General features: G+C 45.2%; 19 protein-coding genes. 8 read left to right on the top strand and 11 right to left on the bottom strand.

What is annotated here, in order from left to right; genetic code table 11:
* Positions 1-20: 20 nt before the first annotated feature.
* From LZG72_RS13430 to LZG72_RS13415, 4 genes are all read right to left on the bottom strand, one after another.
* On the bottom strand, positions 21-899 hold the full coding sequence (locus LZG72_RS13430) for an ABC transporter permease (RefSeq protein WP_233872893.1): 879 nt from the start codon (positions 897-899) through the stop codon (positions 21-23).
* A gap of 132 nt (positions 900-1,031) precedes the next feature.
* Complete coding sequence (locus LZG72_RS13425) at positions 1,032-1,625, bottom strand: bifunctional nuclease family protein (protein WP_233872890.1); 594 nt, start codon at positions 1,623-1,625, stop codon at positions 1,032-1,034.
* Between the two features lie 292 nt (positions 1,626-1,917).
* Entirely contained in the window at positions 1,918-2,892 is a 975-nt protein-coding gene (locus LZG72_RS13420; protein WP_233872887.1) for an electron transfer flavoprotein subunit alpha/FixB family protein, read from the bottom strand.
* Between the two features lie 35 nt (positions 2,893-2,927).
* A complete protein-coding gene (locus LZG72_RS13415; RefSeq protein WP_233872885.1) occupies positions 2,928-3,665 on the bottom strand; it encodes an electron transfer flavoprotein subunit beta/FixA family protein in 738 nt (245 codons plus the stop codon).
* Between the two features lie 94 nt (positions 3,666-3,759).
* On the opposite strand from LZG72_RS13415, the gene LZG72_RS13410 reads away from it, so the two are divergent.
* Positions 3,760-4,086, top strand: a complete 327-nt coding sequence (locus LZG72_RS13410) for a tetratricopeptide repeat protein (RefSeq protein WP_233872882.1) — start codon at positions 3,760-3,762, stop codon at positions 4,084-4,086.
* Between the two features lie 175 nt (positions 4,087-4,261).
* Complete coding sequence (locus LZG72_RS13405) at positions 4,262-4,618, top strand: hypothetical protein (RefSeq protein ID WP_233872879.1); 357 nt, start codon at positions 4,262-4,264, stop codon at positions 4,616-4,618.
* Positions 4,619-4,728: 110 nt separating this feature from the next.
* On the opposite strand, the gene LZG72_RS13400 is transcribed toward LZG72_RS13405, so the two are convergent.
* Both LZG72_RS13400 and LZG72_RS13395 read right to left on the bottom strand, forming a co-directional pair.
* Positions 4,729-6,033, bottom strand: coding sequence for a Gfo/Idh/MocA family protein (locus LZG72_RS13400; RefSeq protein WP_233872876.1), 1,305 nt, complete (start codon positions 6,031-6,033; stop codon positions 4,729-4,731).
* A 4-nt stretch (positions 6,034-6,037) separates the two neighbouring features.
* On the bottom strand, positions 6,038-7,339 hold the full coding sequence (locus LZG72_RS13395) for an acetylxylan esterase (protein ID WP_233872873.1): 1,302 nt from the start codon (positions 7,337-7,339) through the stop codon (positions 6,038-6,040).
* Between the two features lie 148 nt (positions 7,340-7,487).
* Here LZG72_RS13395 and rluF point away from each other — a divergent pair, with 148 nt between their 5' ends.
* From rluF to LZG72_RS13365, 6 genes are all read left to right on the top strand, one after another.
* Positions 7,488-8,231: a 23S rRNA pseudouridine(2604) synthase RluF gene (gene rluF, locus LZG72_RS13390; protein WP_233872870.1), complete on the top strand. Its 744-nt coding sequence runs from the start codon at positions 7,488-7,490 to the stop codon at positions 8,229-8,231.
* Between the two features lie 86 nt (positions 8,232-8,317).
* Positions 8,318-9,019 carry a hypothetical protein gene (locus LZG72_RS13385; RefSeq protein ID WP_233872867.1) on the top strand — a complete coding sequence of 234 codons (702 nt, stop codon included), beginning with the start codon at positions 8,318-8,320 and terminating at the stop codon, positions 9,017-9,019.
* Between the two features lie 31 nt (positions 9,020-9,050).
* On the top strand, positions 9,051-11,243 hold the full coding sequence (locus LZG72_RS13380) for an alpha-galactosidase (protein WP_233872864.1): 2,193 nt from the start codon (positions 9,051-9,053) through the stop codon (positions 11,241-11,243).
* 179 nt (positions 11,244-11,422) lie between these two features.
* A complete protein-coding gene (locus LZG72_RS13375; protein WP_233872860.1) occupies positions 11,423-12,457 on the top strand; it encodes a hypothetical protein in 1,035 nt (344 codons plus the stop codon).
* Positions 12,458-12,495: 38 nt separating this feature from the next.
* Positions 12,496-13,500: a hypothetical protein gene (locus LZG72_RS13370; RefSeq protein WP_233872858.1), complete on the top strand. Its 1,005-nt coding sequence runs from the start codon at positions 12,496-12,498 to the stop codon at positions 13,498-13,500.
* A 25-nt stretch (positions 13,501-13,525) separates the two neighbouring features.
* Entirely contained in the window at positions 13,526-14,524 is a 999-nt protein-coding gene (locus LZG72_RS13365; RefSeq protein WP_233872855.1) for a complement C1q domain-containing protein, read from the top strand.
* 105 nt (positions 14,525-14,629) lie between these two features.
* On the opposite strand, the gene LZG72_RS13360 is transcribed toward LZG72_RS13365, so the two are convergent.
* The 5 genes from LZG72_RS13360 to LZG72_RS13340 form a co-directional block, all read right to left on the bottom strand.
* Positions 14,630-15,349, bottom strand: a complete 720-nt coding sequence (locus LZG72_RS13360) for a hypothetical protein (protein WP_233872854.1) — start codon at positions 15,347-15,349, stop codon at positions 14,630-14,632.
* 7 nt (positions 15,350-15,356) lie between these two features.
* Positions 15,357-16,340, bottom strand: a complete 984-nt coding sequence (locus LZG72_RS13355; protein WP_233872851.1) for a bestrophin family protein — start codon at positions 16,338-16,340, stop codon at positions 15,357-15,359.
* A 143-nt stretch (positions 16,341-16,483) separates the two neighbouring features.
* On the bottom strand, positions 16,484-17,257 hold the full coding sequence (locus tag LZG72_RS13350) for a LytTR family DNA-binding domain-containing protein (RefSeq protein WP_233872848.1): 774 nt from the start codon (positions 17,255-17,257) through the stop codon (positions 16,484-16,486).
* Positions 17,254-18,300 (bottom strand): sensor histidine kinase, encoded by a 1,047-nt coding sequence (locus LZG72_RS13345; protein WP_233872845.1) that lies wholly within the window; start codon positions 18,298-18,300, stop codon positions 17,254-17,256. The genes LZG72_RS13350 and LZG72_RS13345 overlap by 4 nt, the downstream gene beginning before the upstream one ends.
* Entirely contained in the window at positions 18,297-19,253 is a 957-nt protein-coding gene (locus LZG72_RS13340; RefSeq protein ID WP_233872842.1) for a GAF domain-containing protein, read from the bottom strand. Before LZG72_RS13340 ends, LZG72_RS13345 begins: the two co-directional genes overlap by 4 nt.
* Positions 19,254-19,584: the final 331 nt, after the last annotated feature.

Raw genomic sequence — 19,584 nt, 5'->3', positions numbered from 1 at the left:
ACTCGTTGAACTTGATATGATCAGTACAGATCGTCCAGCGCCATTCTCAGGTAGCGCGCCAGGGATTGATAAGTACTTGAAATTCCGATTAAAATGCCGAGCGAAAGGACTGCCAGGATAAGAAAAGCAATTTTTTCATATTCCTGCAGCATTGCAAGACCTTCTACATTGCGTACCGCGATCTGTTGCAAAACAATAAGCAGGATCCCGGCAAGAACGCCTCCCACGAGCCCCTGAATGGCTCCCCGCAGTACATATGGACGCTGGATAAAGCCATTGGTTGCGCCTACAAGCTGCATACTCCGGATCAGGAAACGCTGGGAATAAATGGCAAGTTTAATGGTGTTATTCACCAGCAACACGATGATAATCAGCATCACCAGCGCAAAGCTGGCAAGTACAATGTAGATTTTTGTAACGTTCCGGTTGATGTTATCCGCGAGATCTTCCTGATACACCACTTCATACACGCCTTTGATCTGCTCAATGTCTTTTTTGATTTGCTGCAATTTGGCTTCTTCGAAGTAATCCTCGTGGATCTTGACGCGATAGCTGTTGCGAAGTGGGTTTTCTCCAAGAAAATTTACAAAATCCTCCTTGGTACCTTCTATAAATTCTTTCGCGGCTTCTTCTTTTGAAACAAAAATGATGGGTTTCACTTCGGTGGAAGCTAATACGAAGGGTTTTGACTGGATAGCCTGTAAGATCGAATCTTGTCCCGCTTTGTTTACTTCCTTGTCTAAAAATACCCTTACCTCAATATTTTGCCGAATGATGGAAACCAGCTTTTTCGATTGAATGACAAGTAGTCCGCAAAAGCCGATGAGGAACAATGCAGCCGTGAGGCTCATGACGATCATTGCATTCGGGTAACTTCCAATCTTCTTTTTTTTAGGCATGAGAGCGTACGATTTCGCTTATGTTACTTGAAGTTCGGGAAAACGAGGTGTGGCAAAAATAAGGATTTATAATTCAAAAAAGCCCAATTAGAGGGCTTCCTTAACTATTTTTAACTTAACAAAGTTGCTTGGTCAGTTCCTGCGGCCCATTTCGTCGCGGATCTTGGCTGCTTTTTCGTAGTCTTCTTTTGCAAGCGCATCGTCGAGCATTCGTTGTAGCTCGTCGAATGGGAGGTCACGTAACTGATCTTTCGAACCGGATGCTTTCACAGTCTCGCGAACCGTTTCGTCATCATCTTCTTCGTCCTCAGTCAGCGAGCTGGAAACGATTCCGGCTTCGGATAAAATAGCTTCGTAAGTGTAAATAGGAATGGCAAAACGCAGCCCGATCGCTATTGCGTCGGAGGGACGTGCATCAATTTCCACCTGCCGGAGCGAATCCGTGCAAATGATCTTTGCGTAAAAAATCCCTTCTTTCAGATCAGAGATGACAATTTCTTTCAACGTGTAATTCATTCCATCGGCGAATGATTTGAACAAATCATGCGTCATGGGACGATTAGGGACAATATTTTCGATCTGAACCGCAATCGCCTGGGCTTCGAATACACCAATGATGATCGGCAAGCGACGGTTGCCGGATTCTTCTCCCAGCACCAAAGCAAAAGAACCGGCCTGAGATTGGCTGGGCGAAAGCCCCAGAATTTCTAACTTAATTTTTTTCACGTTCAAACAGAATGTGCAGGTATGATTGACAGTAGTGATGAATACTTGCTGATTTTCAAGGCATTAACAAGCAAATTTTTCAAAGTGTTCCATCTTGCCAAACAGGCCTCGCGGAATTGAAGTTGCAAAAATAAATAACCCGTACTGCATAAAAAAATACGGTACGGGTCAAGAATCGTGTTACCTCAGGTCTGGTGAAAGTAAAACGGCTTAAAGAACTGATTTATAAGCTATTTTTAAATTTGAGCCTGCTTCGAAATATTGCATTTAAATTAAAAAGCGAGAAAATTGCCTATTTTAAGCTTTTTGCAGCTTCGGTCAGTTTTGGCAATATTTCAAATACGTCACCGATTATTCCATAGTCGGCGGCTTTGAAAAAAGGCGCTTCCGGATCTTTATTAATGACGACGATGCACTTGGAACCGTTAACACCAGCCAGATGCTGAATGGCCCCGGAAATGCCACAGGCAATGTATAAGTTGGGGGCAACTTTAATGCCCGTCTGTCCGATGTGTTCGTGATGCGGGCGCCAGTCGAGGTCTGAAACCGGTTTGGAACATCCGGTCGCAGCTCCCAGCGCTTTTGCCAGGTCGATCAGCGGTTGCCAGTTTTCAGGGCCTTTCATTCCACGCCCGCCGGAAACGATAATTTCCGCCTCCGTCAGGGACAGCTCGGAACTGGCCTTCTCAACCTTGCTCACGCTTGCTTGGAAATCTTCGTCGCGAAGCGGTGGAGTAAATGCGGTAATCTCAGCTTGTACGGTCGAAACCGGGGAGTCGTCGATTTCAATAGCATTCTTCCGGACAACCAGAATTTTGATATCTGATTTAATTTCAGTTGTAGCAAATGCTTTCCCGGTAAAAATACTTCGGGTCACCTGAAATGAGTCACCAATCTCAGGCAAAGCGGTAACGCCGGAAACGATCCCCGCTTTAAGTTTTGCAGCGGCGCGGGCAGCCAGTGCATCACCCAATCCGGATTTTGCAAGAATGATCACCTTGCTGGACTCCTGGCTTGCCGCCTGCACGAGTACATCGGCATAAGCCATTGCGTTTTCGTGCGTAAGCTTCGCGTCGGCGGCATGCAGTACTTTGGAAGCTCCATAATTACCAGCTTTTTCCAGCTCAGCCGAAGCTGCATGTCCAATGGCCAGAACGACCGCTTTCTCACCGATTTTTTCAGCAACTTTCGAGCCAAAAGCGACTGCTTCGAGGGATGTTTTTTTGATCGAACCGTTATCCAGCTCTACATATATAAGGACTGACATGTTATTCTAGATTTAAATGGATTGACAAAACCTGCTTAAAGCACTTTGGCTTCCGTTTGCAACAAACGAATGAGAGTTCCGGCTTCACTGGCCGGGATCATTTTGCAGGCACCTTTGGGCGTGGGCAGAGTATATTTCTGGGGAGTAGTTAGCTCTTCCAGCGCAACCGGTTCCAATACCTGAAGTGGCTTTGTGCGGGCTGTCATGATGCCACGCATATTGGGTATTTTCCATTCGGCAATGGGTTCCTGGCATCCCAGTACCAGTGGGAGCGGCGCTTGCAACACTTCTTTTCCCCCGTCGATTTCACGGGACAACGTGGCTGTTGAACCCGTAATTTCCAGTTTCATTACCGGTGAGTATGAAGCGATTCCGAGCATTTCGCCCACGAGCCCGTGCACTACGCCGCTATTATAATCAATGGATTCACGGCCCATTAAGATCAGGTCATACGTACCAGGCTTTGCAACCTGTGCGATCTGGAAAGCGGTGAAATAGGAATCCAGTGGATCCGCATTGATCCGGATCGCATCGTCGGCGCCGATTGCGAGTGCTTTCCGTATTTGCGGATCGGCATCCGCCTCACCTACGTGCAATACGGTGAGGGAGCCGCCGGTTTGCTCTTTTAATTCCACTCCCCGCGCAAGTGCGTAGTCGTCATACGGGCCAATGATATAAGGTATGCCTGCTTTATTAAGCTTGGTGTCGTTGTCGGTGAAAGTTATCTTAGCGGTTGTATCCGGTACATTGGTTATACAAACTAGAATTTTCATGATATTTCAGTTGCGAAACTTTTGGTTGATGAGACTAATTTAATCCGGGCAAATTAAGGCAAATCTAAATCGTATGCAAGCATAATAATTACTCATGAAAGGCTCCTTTCTTACCTCTTTACTGACATTTTACGAAGAAGATCCGACCGATCCATTTAATGTTTACGCGCTCGCCATTGAATACACGAAGTCCGATCCGATCCAGGCCGAACGTTTTTTTGAGATACTCCTGACCCAACATCCTGACTATCTGCCGACCTATTATCACGCTGGCGCATTTTTTGCAGCGTTGGAAAAAGTGGAAAAGACGGAGCAGATTTATCAGAAAGGTGTGGAGCTGGCCCGTTCCCGGAACGATTCAAAAGCACTTCGGGAGCTGATGGGAGCTTACAATGCCTTTCTTGATGAGCTGGACGACTGAACGATTTGATGCCCAAATTTGCTGTTTTCGGCGAAAACGAGTACCTTTCGCACTTAATCTATACTATTTGCCAGACTGCATACGGCATAAATCTTTCCCTCTGCTCAGTTTAGCTCGATTTTTATTGTAGAAGTCCCTGTAGAGTGGGAAGAAAAAAAAATATTCATTCATCATTATGGAAAAGGAATCATTTATTCCGCAGGTAATTAAATGGGCTAAGGCTCACGGTTTTAAGGATATTCAGGCTAACATGGAAGGCTACGAAATCCCGAAATCTTATGAAAGGGCAGCAGACAATATCAAGTTTACGCCTGATGTTACTGGTGTTAATATGTTTAACCGCCATTATCTTGAAGTTTCTGTTAAAACAGATCAGATGCGTGGCAACATCTCAAAATGGAAGTTATTGAGTGAATTGGCAGGAATGAAGGGGGCTAAATTATACTTAATGGCGCCACGCGGACACGTGAGATTCACGCGTGAAATGATTGATCAATACAACATTCCCGCTGAAGTGATTAAGATTGACTGATTGCTGTTCTCTTGGTGATACTTACTAGTCATTTATAGTCATTAATAGTCATTTATTGTTTTCTGGATATAATACAATGAATGACCACCAATGACGATAAATGACTTTTTTTACACCTTCGGATACTTCCACTCCCCGCGATAGTTCCGGCTCAGCAATTTATTTGCTTCCGCGTCACCCTCGATCGTTTCTTTTTCTCCGTCCCAGATAATACTCCTGCCTAATTTATAGGAAAGCATTCCGAGTAAAGCCACATTGGTCGACTTCTGACCCACTTCGATGTCACAGATCGGCGGGGTATTTGTTTTAATTGAACTTAAAAAATTGGCCCACAAGAGCTGGATATTCTGATCATCGGGTTTGTCCAGTTTGGCATCTTCGTGAATGATCGGCTTGTTTGGGTTTGTAGGATAAAATGTCCATCCGTCGAGCCAGCCCATGTGAAATGTGCCCTCGGTTCCGTAGAAATAAACGCCTACTGCTTGCTGCGGATGTGTTTTTTCCGCATTGTTAGCCGCGAAATTCCGGTGCTCCCATTCCAGTGTGAAACCATCAAAATCGAAAACCGCTACCTGATGGTCGGGTGCGTCGGTATTGTCTTGCCGGATCGCACGGCCGCCCGTTGAGTATATTTTCTTCGGATATTTCTGTTCCGACCACCACAATACCTGGTCAAGCCAGTGGATTCCCCAATCGCCGAGCGTGCCATTTGCGAAATTGAGATACCCCCTGAAACCGCGCGGATGAATGGTTTTATTGTATGGTACCAATGGTGCGGGTCCGCAGTAGAAATCCCAGTCGATGGTTTTTGGAGCTTCTTCGTTTGGTGTTTTCTGGCCAGGTCCGCCGCCGTAATGCACGAATGCACGCGCCATTCCAATTTTTCCAGCCTTACCCGATTTCAGAAATTCCATGCCGGATACATTGTGCGGAGACACCCGTCTGTGCGTTCCTACCTGCACGATCTTTCCATGTTTCCGCGTTGCATTCACCATGGCGCGTCCTTCTTTTATGGTATGTGAAATCGGTTTTTCGACATACACATGCGCACCCGATTCGATGGCTGCAATGCAACACAATGCGTGCCAGTGGTCGGGCGTGGCCACGATCACGATCTCCGGCTTTTCTTTTAAAAGCATTTCCCGGTAATCGCGGTAAAGTTTAGGTTTGTCAGGCGTCAGTTTGGAAACGACATCGGAGCAAACTTTCAGCTGATTTTCATCCACATCACAAAGCGCGACAACTTTCGACTCGCCGGCCTGAATGGCGCAGCGCAGAATATTGGTACCCCACCACCCCGCACCGACCAGCGCAGTGCGGTAAGGTGCGGCCCTGCTCAATGCGCTCAGCAATGGAAGTGCTGAGAAAGCGGCACCCGCAAACGCAGACTTTTCAATAAATGTCCGACGGTCCATAGTGTTATTTTTTTGCTGTTAATTTTTCAATCAGCCAGTTGTTCATCACGTCGCGCTCTTCCTGATATGTCCAGTGGCCGGTGTCGAGATATAGTTTCAGTTCTTTTGGTGCAGTGGTTACATTATATGCAGAATACATGGAGGTAGGAGGGCAGGTTTCGTCATTGAATCCCCAAATGTAAAAGCCCGGCACCTTCACTCTTCTCGCAAAATTGACTACATCGTAGTAGCCCACTGTTGCCAGTTTGTCTTTGGTATTATTCCATTTCACGCTGTTTTTATCGAAGTAATGAGGCCAGCCACCCGCGCGACCGTGCAGGTAACCAGTAACATCGCTTAATGCCGGATAAAATGCGCCCAGCCATTTCACACGCGAGTCGAGGCCGGCTGTGATAATGGATAATGCGCCTCCCTGGCTGCCACCTGTAACTGCCAGATTAACCCCGTCGAACTGCGGCATACTTACCAGAAAGTCATTTGCTCGCACGCATCCGAGATAAACCCTTTTATAATAAAACCGGTCTTTATCATCCAGATTAGCAGACGGATACCCATTTAAAGCCCCCTGGCCCAGATCGACGTAAACCGACGGATCCATTGTCACCGGAACACCGTGAATGCCTATTTCCAACGTGATAATGCCTTTTTCGGCAGTCGCTACATCACCATAATACGCTCTCACACCAGCGCCTGGCACTTTAAGTAATGCAGGGTATTTTCCTTCTTTTTTAGGGACACACAAAATCCCGTAGACGCGCACGTTCGTTCTGTTATTTTGAAGATTAAGGTGATATACATTCACTTTTTCGGTGCAGCGTTCCGGTAGCAGAGTCATTTTGGCATCCATCGGGACCGTCGCCAGCTCCTTTTTTGCATTCGCCCAAAACGTATCGAAATCTTCCGGATTTGAAACGGTCGGCTGTATTTTCAGTGGGTCGAAACCGGCCGTTGCCAACCCGCGATATTCACCGCCATCGACGTTTGCCCAGGCAATGCACCTCAAAAAACCCGGTGTTTTCAAAGTTCCACCGTCAATGGTAAGCTTTCCGTCAGCGGCCGTTTTGGTTTCTTTGATGGTCGGATCAAGTTTTTCCAAACCTATTTCATAACGTATCGATGCATTTTTAACCGGATTACCGTTACGCAATACCTGCACAATAAACTGCGCTTTTTCACCGGTTTTGTAAGTCCAGTCTTCATGGTCGGCCGTAACGATTACTTCTACGGGACGCCTGGCAGGCTGGGCATGAAGGGAAATGAGAGATACCCAGAAAAGTAACTGGACAAGGAGTAAGCGATTTTTCATACTAAACGAATATTCTATCAGACTAAGTGAAAAAATTGAGAATTGACAGATAAAGGGGCGAACCGCCGGAATCTTTGATAAAACCGGGATAATTTTTACGATTTGCTGTATTTTGTCGACGCATTCAGTACTCAGTAATTTTGAAATAATGGAATTGACCCGCATTAATAAATTTATCAGTGAAACCGGTTTTTGTTCCAGGAGAGAGGCGGACAGGCTGGTGGAACAAGGTCAGGTAACGTTGAATGGGAGGGTTGCGGTACTGGGCGACAAAGCTTCTGCGGCGGATGATGTGCGGGTAAAAGGGCAGCGGTTGAAGATTAAGAAAAAGTCCGTTTACATTGCTTTTAACAAACCGGTAGGGATCACGTGTACGACCGAGCGTAATGTGAAGGGAAATATTATTGACTATATCCGGCATCCTGAGCGCATTTTCCCGATCGGGCGGCTCGATAAACCTTCGGAGGGATTGATATTTCTGACCAGTGACGGAGATATTGTAAATAAGATACTCCGGGCCGGAAACAATCATGAAAAAGAATATGTGGTGACGGTCAATAAACCGGTAACCCCTGATTTTATCGCAAAAATGGCATCCGGCGTGCCTGTTTTAGGGACGATTACCAAAAAGTGTTTTGTGAGAAAAGACAGTAGTCATGTTTTTACCATTATCCTTACTCAGGGTTTAAACCGCCAGATCAGGCGCATGTGTGATTTCCTGGGCTATGAAGTACGGAAACTGAAAAGAGTCCGGATCATGAATGTTACGATGGAAAACCTGCCGGTAGGAAAGTGGCGAGACCTCACAGAGGAAGAAATGAAAGAGATTAATGCGGCGGTAGAAAGTTCGACCAAGACAGAAGAAGGCTCACAGATTGCCTGGGAAGAATAGCTGTGCGGGGAAGCTGAAAAGAAAAATGGAATATCTCCCCGATTTGTCTAAATTTAGATTGAAATAATACCTAAACCCGTGATGCTATGAAGTCGTTGTCCACCCTGGCCATTTTACTGATTTCAATCGGCTGCGTATATGCCCAAAAGAATACTGACGTAGTTCGGGTAAAAGATGGCAGCGACATCGGCAAAACTCTCCCGTATTCCCTGCGATTTCAGTACGATACGTTTCTCGACGGACAGGCAGTTTTCCGGAATGGCACGATTTCGAAGGCGAAATTTAATTACAGCCTCGTACACGGACAAGTGATGTTCATCGCTCCAAGTACGGATACGATGTTGTTGAACGATATTGATTTCATACGCTTCGTCTCCATCGATCAGACACCCTACTACTTTTACCAGGGCCGCGGACATGTGGAAGTTGCCGGTGAATACGGCAGGGTAAGGCTTGCTAAAAAGCTGTTTTTAGTTCAAATGGGTAATGAAAAATACGCCTCTTATGATCAGTATTCCTCCACCTCGGCTATTTCAAGCTATTCTTCTTATATGAATGGAAATGGCGTCCAGTTTTTGGAGGGACGGGACAAAGTCATTCTTAAAAAGAGATCCACCTTTTATCTTCTCGACAAAAACGATCGCATCCACCTGGTGAACCGTGGAAGCCTAATGAAAATTTTCCCATCCAATAAATCGGAAATTAACCGGTTTTTAAAAGAAAAAGGGATTAATCTGGAAAACGAGGAGGATTTGAAACAGACCCTCGCGTTCTGCAGCACCCTTTGACCTATATTCCGGCTTCATCTTTAAATCAAATATGAAACCGTTTTTATTCACTTTAATCGGCGCATTCCTCGCGATTACAGAGTTAGCCGCACAAAATCTTCCAATCTGGAATGCCGCATTTGATCAGAAAAGAAGCTCAGACTGGCTGATCGGAACTGTTAAAGAGAAAGCCGCAGCCTATAAATCTTCTGACGGTAAAAACATCATCCTGCATAATGGTCTGTTGAAACGGACGTTCCGGTTGTCGCCCGACCTGGCATGCACCGATTTTACTAATCTTTCAAATGGCCAGCAGTTGCTCCGTTCCGTTAAACCGGAGGCCCGCGTGACGATAGCCGGCCGCCATTACAACGTCGGAGGATTGTATGGTCAAAAAGAAAACGGTTATCTGCTTCCGGAATGGATCGACGGGCTAAAATCCTCGGACAGCGCTTTTCATTTCGTCGATTTTACGATCGGCAACATCAAACCGTATCTCAACTGGAAAACCTCCATGTGGACCGGCGACAAAAATCAGCCTACCGGTAAAACCATCGAATTTCATTATAAATCATCTCTTCCTGACTTGCAGGGCATTGAGGTAAATGTGCATTACTCCATTTTCGACGGCATTCCGCTTTTGAGTAAATGGGTTACCATAGAAAACAATTCGTCTTCGGAGGTTACTGTCGATCAAGTTGTTAACGAAATTCTGGCTGTGGTTGAAGAGGAAAGTGCAGTTGTCGGTACGCCGCATAGTATGGCGAAACCAAATGGGATTTATGTTGAAAACAACTTTGCATTCAACAATTCCATGCGGTACAATCTGAGCGACCAGGCGACCCACTGGAAAGTCGATCCGGCATATACCTCACAGGTTAATTACGAGTTTCAAACGCCTTGTTTACTGGAAGTACACCCGGCCAGAAATATGGGAATGGTTTTGAAAAAGGGCGAATCACTGGAATCCGTGCGAACGTATGAACTGCTGCAAGAAAGTTATGATCGTGAGCGTAAAGGATTAGCTATCAAGAGAATGTACCGGACCATTGCGCCCTGGACAACCAGTAACCCGATCTTTATGCATTTGGTCAGTAAAAACGACGAAGAAGTAAAAACAGCGATTGACCAGTGTGCGGCAACGGGTTACGAAGCCCTGATCCTGAGCTTTGGCAGCCATTGCATTATGGAAGACGTGAGCCAGACAAACCTGGATAAATGGAAAAAGCTGGCAGATTACGCGTATAGTAAAAACATTTTCATCGGCAGTTATTCTTTGTTCAGCTCGCGGCGGATCAGCGATGAAGACGATGTAATCGACCCGAAGACCAACAAGCCTGGCGGCGCTTTCTTTAATGGGCACGCACCATGCCTGGGTAGCAAATGGGGACTTGCCTACATAGAGAAACTCAAACAATTTATGAGTTACACCGGATTCAATATCTTCGAAAATGACGGACCATATCCGGGTGACGTGTGCGCATCCACGACACATCCCGGGCATACCGGGCTGGCCGACTCGCAATGGAGGCAGATGGAATTACAGAAAAGTTTGTATCGCTGGTGCAATGAAAACGGCGTGTATGTCAATGCCCCGGACTGGTACTTTCTGGATGGAACAAATAAGGTTGCGCTGGGGTATCGGGAAGTGAATTTTTCATTATCGCGGGACCAGCAAAAGATCCTGAACCGGCAGAATATCTATGATGCCATGTGGAACGAAATCCCGTCGATAGTCTGGGGGTTTGTACCACTGACGAAATACCAGGGTGGGAATGAGGATGCTGTTCTGGAACCATTGTCCGAACACCTGGATACCTACGAGCAATTGATGATGCAATATTACGGAGCAGGCGTGCAGGCTTGCTACCGCGGACCGCGGCTTTACGACACCGACCTGACAAAAAGTAAGGTATCGGAGGTAATAAACTGGTATAAGAAATACCGTGACATTTTAAACTCGGATGTGTTGCATTTGCGCCGCGCGGACGGACGTGACTGGGACGGGATCATGCATATCAATCCCGCATTGAAACAAAAAGGGTTGGTAATGCTTTATAACCCCCTCGAAATCAGCATTCAGCGCAGTGTTAAACTTCCGGTTTACTACACAGGCCAGCACGAAACGATCAGGGTCAGAGAAAAAGAAAGTGCCGCTAAAACGGTAAAAATCAGCCGGGATTATGATGCGATGGTCACAGTCACAATTCCGGCTAACTCGTACACCTGGCTGGTTTTGGAATAATGTATTGGTTTTAAAATACCAGATCCCTGATTTTCTCGCCTGATTTGATATCCCATTCCTCGAACCGGCGGAGGAGATGCATTGCTTTTAAGGACAGGTCGTCAATAGTATTAAGGCCGTTGGATTAGTTAATCTCGCCTCAGGATAAGCGTTTTGTTAGCCCACAGTTGATTAAAACTATGTTTGCGGCTTACCATAAACGTAAATCAGCTAATGAAGAAGCTTATTTTGCTACTAGGATTTTCATAATCCATCAGTACCTGTTCGGGCAGGGAGTAGGGATTAATATTGCCTCACCAGATCCAAGTGCAGCGCTCGACATTCAAAGTACTAATAAAGGTGTTTTGTTACCAAAAGTTTCGCTCACGTCAATAACCGACAAAACAACAATAGTATCTCCTGCGACAAGTCTGCTGGTTTTTAATACTAATAACGTGCTGCCCAATGGGACGGGATTTTATTTTAATGCTGGTTCGGAACAATCTCCTTTCTGGAAAAGCTTATCGAGCTGGACTACTCCATTTTACGCGGCTGCATCACCAACTGGCGCTGCTTTTCAAATCGAAAATTATGACGGGAGCCCAACATCAATCGCAATCAAGGGAATTGGTAAAGGGTACAATGTGGGAGTAAAAGCTCAAAGCACCGAAGGAAATGCGTTGGTTGTTGATGGTAAGATGCGGATATTTAATAACGGCCCCAATACTCTACAAGGAAAAGTTCTCACAAGTGATTCAGAAGGTAATGCAACCTGGGAAGGAGCAATAGCATTCAACGCGAAAGGTGTTGTAGGTAACGGAAGCGAAAAGATTGGCGCTCAAAAAAACAAGGTTCCGTTTAGTTTTGAGGAGTATGACAGGCAAAATAATTACAACAATGCTGTTCAGGCGAACCATAGCACTTTTACTGCTCCTGTAAAAGGCATCTACCATTTCAACGTCCTGGTTTCCTGGAAAGAATATGATGGAGAACCGGATGAAAATCACCACACATTCATCTACCTGGTAATGACAAGAAATGGAGCGAGTGGTGATCTAATTCGCCAGCAAAGTCATTTGCCAGGAGGTAATTCCGGGAAAATTTCAGCTGATGTCCTCTTGGAAGCCGGGGATCAAATATCCGTTCATTTCAAGCAGCTTGGTTATGATTATCTCAATCTCAGGACGGGCAACGAAGATGCGTTTTTCAATGGTAGACTTGTAATTAAGTTGTAAATAATTTTTAAAGACGGTTTAAACGAATCGTATTCACTATGAAAAAGCTTATTATAATTTTCATCTTTTTTATCATCCAGCGCCATCTGGCTGCACAGGGTGTGGGTATTAATACAACTAATCCTGATGCCAGCGCGGTTTTAGAAATAAAGAGTTCAGACAAAGGTGTGCTAATTCCAAGAGTCTCTCTTACATCGGTCAGCGATAACAGCACGATCATCCTTCCGTCCACCAGCCTATTGGTTTATAACACTAATTCAACTTTGCCGAATGGTTCTGGATTCTACTTTAACGGCAACACGCCTCAGGCTCCTGTCTGGACAAGTGTATCTAGTTGGAACTTACCTTTTTATGCTGCCGCTTCACCGGACGGCGCCGCTTTTCAGATTGAGGTAGACCAGGCAGCTGGTGCTGATGGAGTTGCAATTAAAGGTTTTGGAGTAAATAAAGGTGTCGGTATCTACGCTCAGAGTTCATCCGGAAAGGCGCTGATTGTGGATGGATTTTTAAAATTAACCGGCGATGATATTGCACCACCAGCAGTCGGGAGAATATTGACAAGTGATGATGATGGGAATGCGAGCTGGCAGGGGGCAATTGCATTCAAGGCGACTGGAGTGAAAGGGTCTGGAAGTGAAAAGATAGCAAAAAATGTCCTAACAAAAATTCCATTCGCATCTGAGCAATATGACCTGCAAGAAAGCTACACAAATTCAGAGCAAGCGAATCATAGCACTTTTACAGCACCCACTCGTGGTATTTACCGGTTTGACGCCATGATCGCATGGGAAGATATAAATGTACTGGACACTTACGCCACTGAACTGTTTTTAAGAAGGCAACGAAATGGAGGTTGGCTTACCTTAAATGAGTCAAGGTTTGACACTCCTGGTGGGAATTCGAATTACATGTCTTCTGAGGTGATACTGGAGGCTGGCGATCAAATTTCAATCTGGTGTGAACAGGGAATTCCCGATTATCTCAATCTAAATACTGACCAGGCTGCCAGTTATTTCTCGGGCAGGTTATTAATTAAGTTATAACATACACTCCAACATCATCTTATTTATGAAAAAATTAACTTTTTTTTTAGCGCTATTAATTACAGGCCAATCGGTTTTTGGACAGGGAACAGGAATAAATACATTAGACCCGCATCCCAGTGCAGCATTAGACGTTCAAAGCAATAACGGGGGCATATTAATTCCGCGGATATCTCTCAATTCCCTGACTGATAAATTAACGATCTCGTCACCTGCAAATGGCTTGTTTTTGTTCAATATAAATTCTGCCTTGCCGGGTGGTAAAGGATTTTACTTTAACAATAATTCTTCACAAAATCCAGCCTGGACAAATGTGGCGTTTTGGAGTTTGCCATTTCAAAGCGTTTCCACAAAGAATGGACCGGCATTCCAAATTGACAATTATCAGGGATCTTCGAGTGGAATTGCAATAAAAGGATTTGGAGCATTATCAGGAACAGGAATTTATGCGCAGAGTGAATTAGGATTTGCAATGGCTGTTACCGGAAAAATGAAAATTATGGGAAATGGTCAAACTCCTGACTTCGGCAAAGTGCTTACAAGTGATTTGGCAGGTAATGCCACATGGGAAGGAGCAATTGCATTTAGCGCATTAGGCATAAAAGGCGAGGGAAGTGAAAAAATAGCCAAGGATGTTGCAACGAAGATTCCATTTGACTTCGTGAGCTTTGACTTACAAAATAACTACACGAATGCCGAGCAAGCTGGTCATAGTACTTTCACTGCGCCAACCGACGGGATTTATAATTTTGATGTGCAGGTGTCTTGGGAGCCACGAAATTTTGACGAAAATTTCGATACTGTGGTACAACTTGTGAGAAAAAGAAACGGAAATGAGTCTGTGATGGCAGAAAAAAAATGTCGAGCGGCATTTTCAAATACCAGTTTTATTAACACCGATTTAAATCTACAGCTAGGTGACCAAATCTGTGTCAAGTTTTTGCACTTTCAATACGATTATGTGAAACTTTATACATCTCGTGAATTGAATCATTTCACAGGGAGTCTAATCATGAAGCTTTAACATAACCTTTTTATAAACTTTTCACTGGCCGTTTAAATGAACCAACGAGGTACATTTAAACGGCCATTTTACTGGAGGAAAGTCTCGAAACGTTTCAGGGAGCTTTTAAAACACCAAATCCCTGATTTTCTCGCCGGTGGTAATATCCCACTCTTCAAACCGGCGGAGTTCGAGAAACGATCCGTAATGCCAGTCGGTGTTGATGATGATGGCGCCTATTACGAAAAGGTACTTTCCGGTGAAACTGGTTTTTTTGATCAAACGGCTGATCAGCTCGCCTGAGTTCTCGAAAATAACTTCCGTAGCTTCCTTAATAGGCGTTTCCGAGTTCAGTACCCGCTCTTTTTCTTCAAATAAAAATTCCTGCAGACAATGCTGCTGGTAGTCATCCGCTGGCTTTTCTCCCGGAACAATCTCATCGTTTTTCAGACGGTTCAATGCCAGTACTGCCGCGCCGCAGCAGCTGGATTCTTCATTCTGACCCACCCGGATGATCTTGCCAAGCTCACCGTTGTTGCTAACCCCGATATGCGGGGCGTAAAAGATCATAGCCGCCCCATCGTCGGGTACATGGTGTGCAAATGCGCTCATTCCGGTGAGGCCCGTGAACGGGTAACCATTTAATCCGCCCATATTGAACGGACCGAGCATTTGCCTGCCTTCCTCGGGATATTCGATGGCGTTTACATCGTCGGAGCAGATCGAATGCGCGAGCATGATCTTGTCCGGCGTAAGCTGGTAAGGTGCGAGTGATTTGTACACATTTAATACAAAATCACTGGACGGAACTGCATTCGGAAAGTATTTCTGGACCTTTTCTAACATGGAGAAGTTACATTAAAATATTATTGACAGCTGTGATAGGGGCAGGGATTGATTCTTCATTCAGCATTTCGCGGAGGTCTATCTCGATCGTCCGGCAAATGGCTGTCATCGGAATGTCATTTATGGCATTTTCAAACGGATTTTCACTGGTATCACCCACGACTTCCATGGTGTTGAAAACCCACGCAATCACCATATAACTCGGGATTGAAAGCCAGAGAAAACCCGGCCCGAGTTTGGCAAACTCATTGATCAAACCAAACGGCAGGATCAAAATGAAAAGCCAGACAAATACTTTGCTGAAATAGGCATACTGGCGGGGAAAAGGGAAATTCTTGATCCGTTCGGCCGCACCCTGCTGGTTGTAAAATTCCTGGATCACGTTCATCATGTGAAAATAAAACAGCTCGTTGATCTCGCCTCTCCGGAAAATCTCATCCAGTTGCCGGGCTTGTTCCTTCATGATGTGCGTCGCAGGATTTTTTTTCGAAAACAGGTAATCCGCCTCCTTTTCAGGTAAAAGTCTTTTAAGAAGCAGCAGCAAATTCGAATCGTCCGGAATGTGTTGTTTCTGGACCAGCGCATGCGAAACCGTATCGGTATCGTTCCACACGCTTTTCGCCCGCAGTTGAATGCGGACTGCATTTACATAAGCGATATGCCTGTGAATGAGCTGCGCTTTGGCCAAGCCGCCATCTTCCGTTTTAACATAGGTACTGGCCAATGTCCCCCAGGTGCGGCTCGCATTCACGATAGCACCCCAGATCCGGCGCGCCTCCCACAGACGTTCGTACGACGAGTTGTTCTTAAAGCCTACATAAAAAGCTACGGCGGTACCGATGAGGCCGATCGGAACGAATGAGATCCCGAGTGTGAAACCGGAAAAATAGCTTATGCAGCAGAGGATTGTAGAATAGAGGAAGAAAAACAGAATGATTTTCCAGGCAAAGGACAAAACGATCCCCAGCTTTATTTCGCGACCGGTATACATGAAAGGTAAATGTTAAACAATATGATGCAGGTGTTATTCGGACGCTAATATTCTCTTTTAATCACAAAATCATCACCGATTTCAAATGAACCTGACAATTTGGGAAACCAAGAAGAAAAAAATGCAGGTGAACATGCGGGGACTCACGACAACTCTTCAAACCATTTTTTAAAAATCGGGACACGTTCTTTGCTGATCAGGATCTGATTGGTCGATGATGGGGATGTCCTGATGAGCAGCCTGCCATTAAAATACAGTTCGATCTCGGTAATGCATTGGCGGGCGATAATAAACTGACGGTTCGCCCTGAAAAAGTTGGCCGGTTCCAGCTGGTTTTCCAGTTCTTCGAGCGATTTATCGATCACAAAGTTGCGGTCATCGTGCAGGGTAGCAACCACGACGCCATTTCGGATGGTGAGCCACGCAAAATCGGTATCGCGCAAGGGGATCAGCTTGTCCCGGTAAGGTACCAGGAAGCTCCGGCGTGGATTTCTCCGGTTGAGGATCTGGGTATGCATGAGCTCTTCCAGGTATTTCACTTTGCTGATCGCATTTTCTTCATTTAGCTGGTAATATTTGTCCAGACTGAATTTCAAAGCCTCCTGCCGGATCGGTTTCAACAGATAATCAATGCTATTCAGCTTGAAGGCGCGTAATGCATATTCGTCGTGAGCAGTTGTGAAAATAACCGGGCACCCGATGGAGATTTGTTCAAAAATCTGAAAACAGGTACCGTCGCCGAGTTGTACATCCAGAAAAATAAGGTCCGGCACGGGGTGGCTTCCGAGCCATTCTACCGCTGTTTCCACGCTTTCAATGACATCCAGAATTTCTGATTTCGGGTCAATTTTTAAAATAAGTTGTGTCAGATACTGTCCTGCGGGTTGTTCGTCTTCGACGATCAGAATTCGTGTCATGGCGCTTCAATCAAGGGTACTTTTACAGTAAATTGTTGTTCGTCTTCGATAAGTGACGGCTTTTGGCCGGTCTGGATCTTGTAGCGTTTATCAAGATTCTGTAACCCGATCCCGGTGCCGCCGGAGTTCATTTTTTTATTTAGCGTATTCATTACAATCACCTGCTTTTCCTTTTCATTGAGACGAACCTCGATGAAAAGAACCTGACTGGATGACATTACATTATGTTTTATTGCATTTTCAATGAGGATTTGCAGGGATAATGGAATGATGTACCATTGTTTTGTCGTTTCGGTGTCTACAAATTCAAAAGTCATTTTTTCTCCAAATCTCGCCTTGTACAAATCAAGATATGCACGTGCTGCGGCGAGCTCGTCTGTTAAAAGGATCAGACTTTGATTTTGAACTTTCAGGTTATACCGCAGAATATCCGATAAGTCTAGCACGATGTTCTGGGCGAGTTGCGGGTTTGTGGCAATGGAGATATTCAGAATATTCAGTGCATTAAAAAGAAAATGCGGGTTCAGCTGATTTCGCAATGCTTCGAGCTGTGCCTTTAACTGTTCTCGTTTGAGCTGCTCATTTTCCAGTCCGATTTTGTGGTTCTCCTGTGTGGTAAGCAAAAAATTCCGGAAGCCGACGATCGCCAGCAAAAGCAGAAGGTGATAGAGATAGTAAACCACCCTGAAAATCAGCATATCCGAGTGGTTCGCATCCAGTGCGATCTTTAGTTGGAAAAGAATTTCATTAATGGAAAGGAAAAGTAATATGAGAAGCAAAGCCTGCACCCAGGGATTTTGCCGGTTGAACCAGCTGGGCATCTGGTAAGTATAATGCAGACAGATGTAGACGAATATCCAGGCAAATTCAAAACTGATAATGAACTGGATGCAGATATCCAGCAGGCCCGAGCCAAAGTTATCACTGCTAAATAATGACGGCCAGACGAAGATGAGTCTGGGAATGGTTGCGAAGAGGCTTAAAATAAAACAGAGACGCCAACCCAATGACATCCCGTTTTTGTAATTCAACGCTTGGTTCATGCCGGACTCGTAAGTAATTCAGGGTTTAGCCGGGATGATTTTTCGTTTGAGAGATATTTTTTGTGGATCAGGCCTGAGATCAGAACTACCAGTTCGATTTCGGCTTCCGACCATTCTCTGATATTCATGGTGTCTTCCAGCCCGATGTAGGCCAGCCATCTTCCATTTTCACAAACCGGTACTGCAAGTAGGGACATTATATCATGCCTTGCAAGCCAGTGGTGCTCATTTCGTGGCAGGTTTTCGAGTAATTCCTGAACCGGCCTTCCTGATTCAAACAGTATATTCCATCTTGTGAAAAAAGGAATTTCGAGCGGATTGGCGGACGCGGACCGTTTCAATGCAACGCCTGGCGCGGTAACCTCCACCCGTTTCCTGATCTCGGTTTCGCCGTCGTTTCCATTATGAGGCATACATAGGTAAATGCGACTCAGGTCCATTACTTCCAGCAACAGTTCAAATGCCGAATCGACAGCTTCGGCGGATCCATCGTGTCCTTTGTCCGAAGAAAATATCTCCTCGCACCGAGCCATTACCTTCTTGTTAAAAGTCTCCGAGCGCTGCTGATGCTGGTCGAGTTTCTGCTGCGCATTATTTTTCCATTTTATCAGCGTGTTTTCCAGCGCGGGAATCCATTCCAGCTTATTGGTACAATTGATGTAATAGTTAGTATCTGTTACCGCCAGGACCGGGCCTGCACTCACGGGACAAAATCCTTCAGACATCACCAGGCAAGGCAGCTGACTCCCCAGCACGTCTGCCAGATCTGTAATCGTGCCATCGGGCAATGCGCAATTGGAGATCAGCAGGTCATACCTGCCTTCATGAAATGCCTTGATTGCGGCTTGCTTTGAATCGGCTTGTTTCATTTGAAATGTATAGCCGGCATAGGTAAGTGAATTTTCCAAAAGAATGAGCCATTCGGGTCGGATCGCTACAATTAGTAGATTCAAGGGTGTCATTTACAGATATTTATAGTTATAAACGAAGTTTGTAGCGCGTATGAATTCGTGCGTGTAGCATGTTGCCCTTTAAAAGACATTGGATGGGCAGAGTTTGATTAAGTGGGAGCACCTGCAATTATACTTATAATGGTAGAAATAATACTATTGTTTTCTTCCGTTTTTCGAAAATTAATCAAAAGATTTTATGCATAATTTATTAAAAGGTAATCGATTATACTGCATTCGGACAGGTGGAAAAATTTCATAATGCCTTTTCGCAGGTTCGCAGAACCTTCGTCGGTTTGAGGTCTGGAATCAACGGGTTCAACATGCTTTTTTT

This window comes from Dyadobacter sp. CY323 (genome assembly GCF_021390245.1).
GTDB lineage: Bacteria > Bacteroidota > Bacteroidia > Cytophagales > Spirosomataceae > Dyadobacter.
Note: the sequence above shows the minus strand (reverse complement) of the source record. Positions and strands in the feature narration are given on the sequence as shown.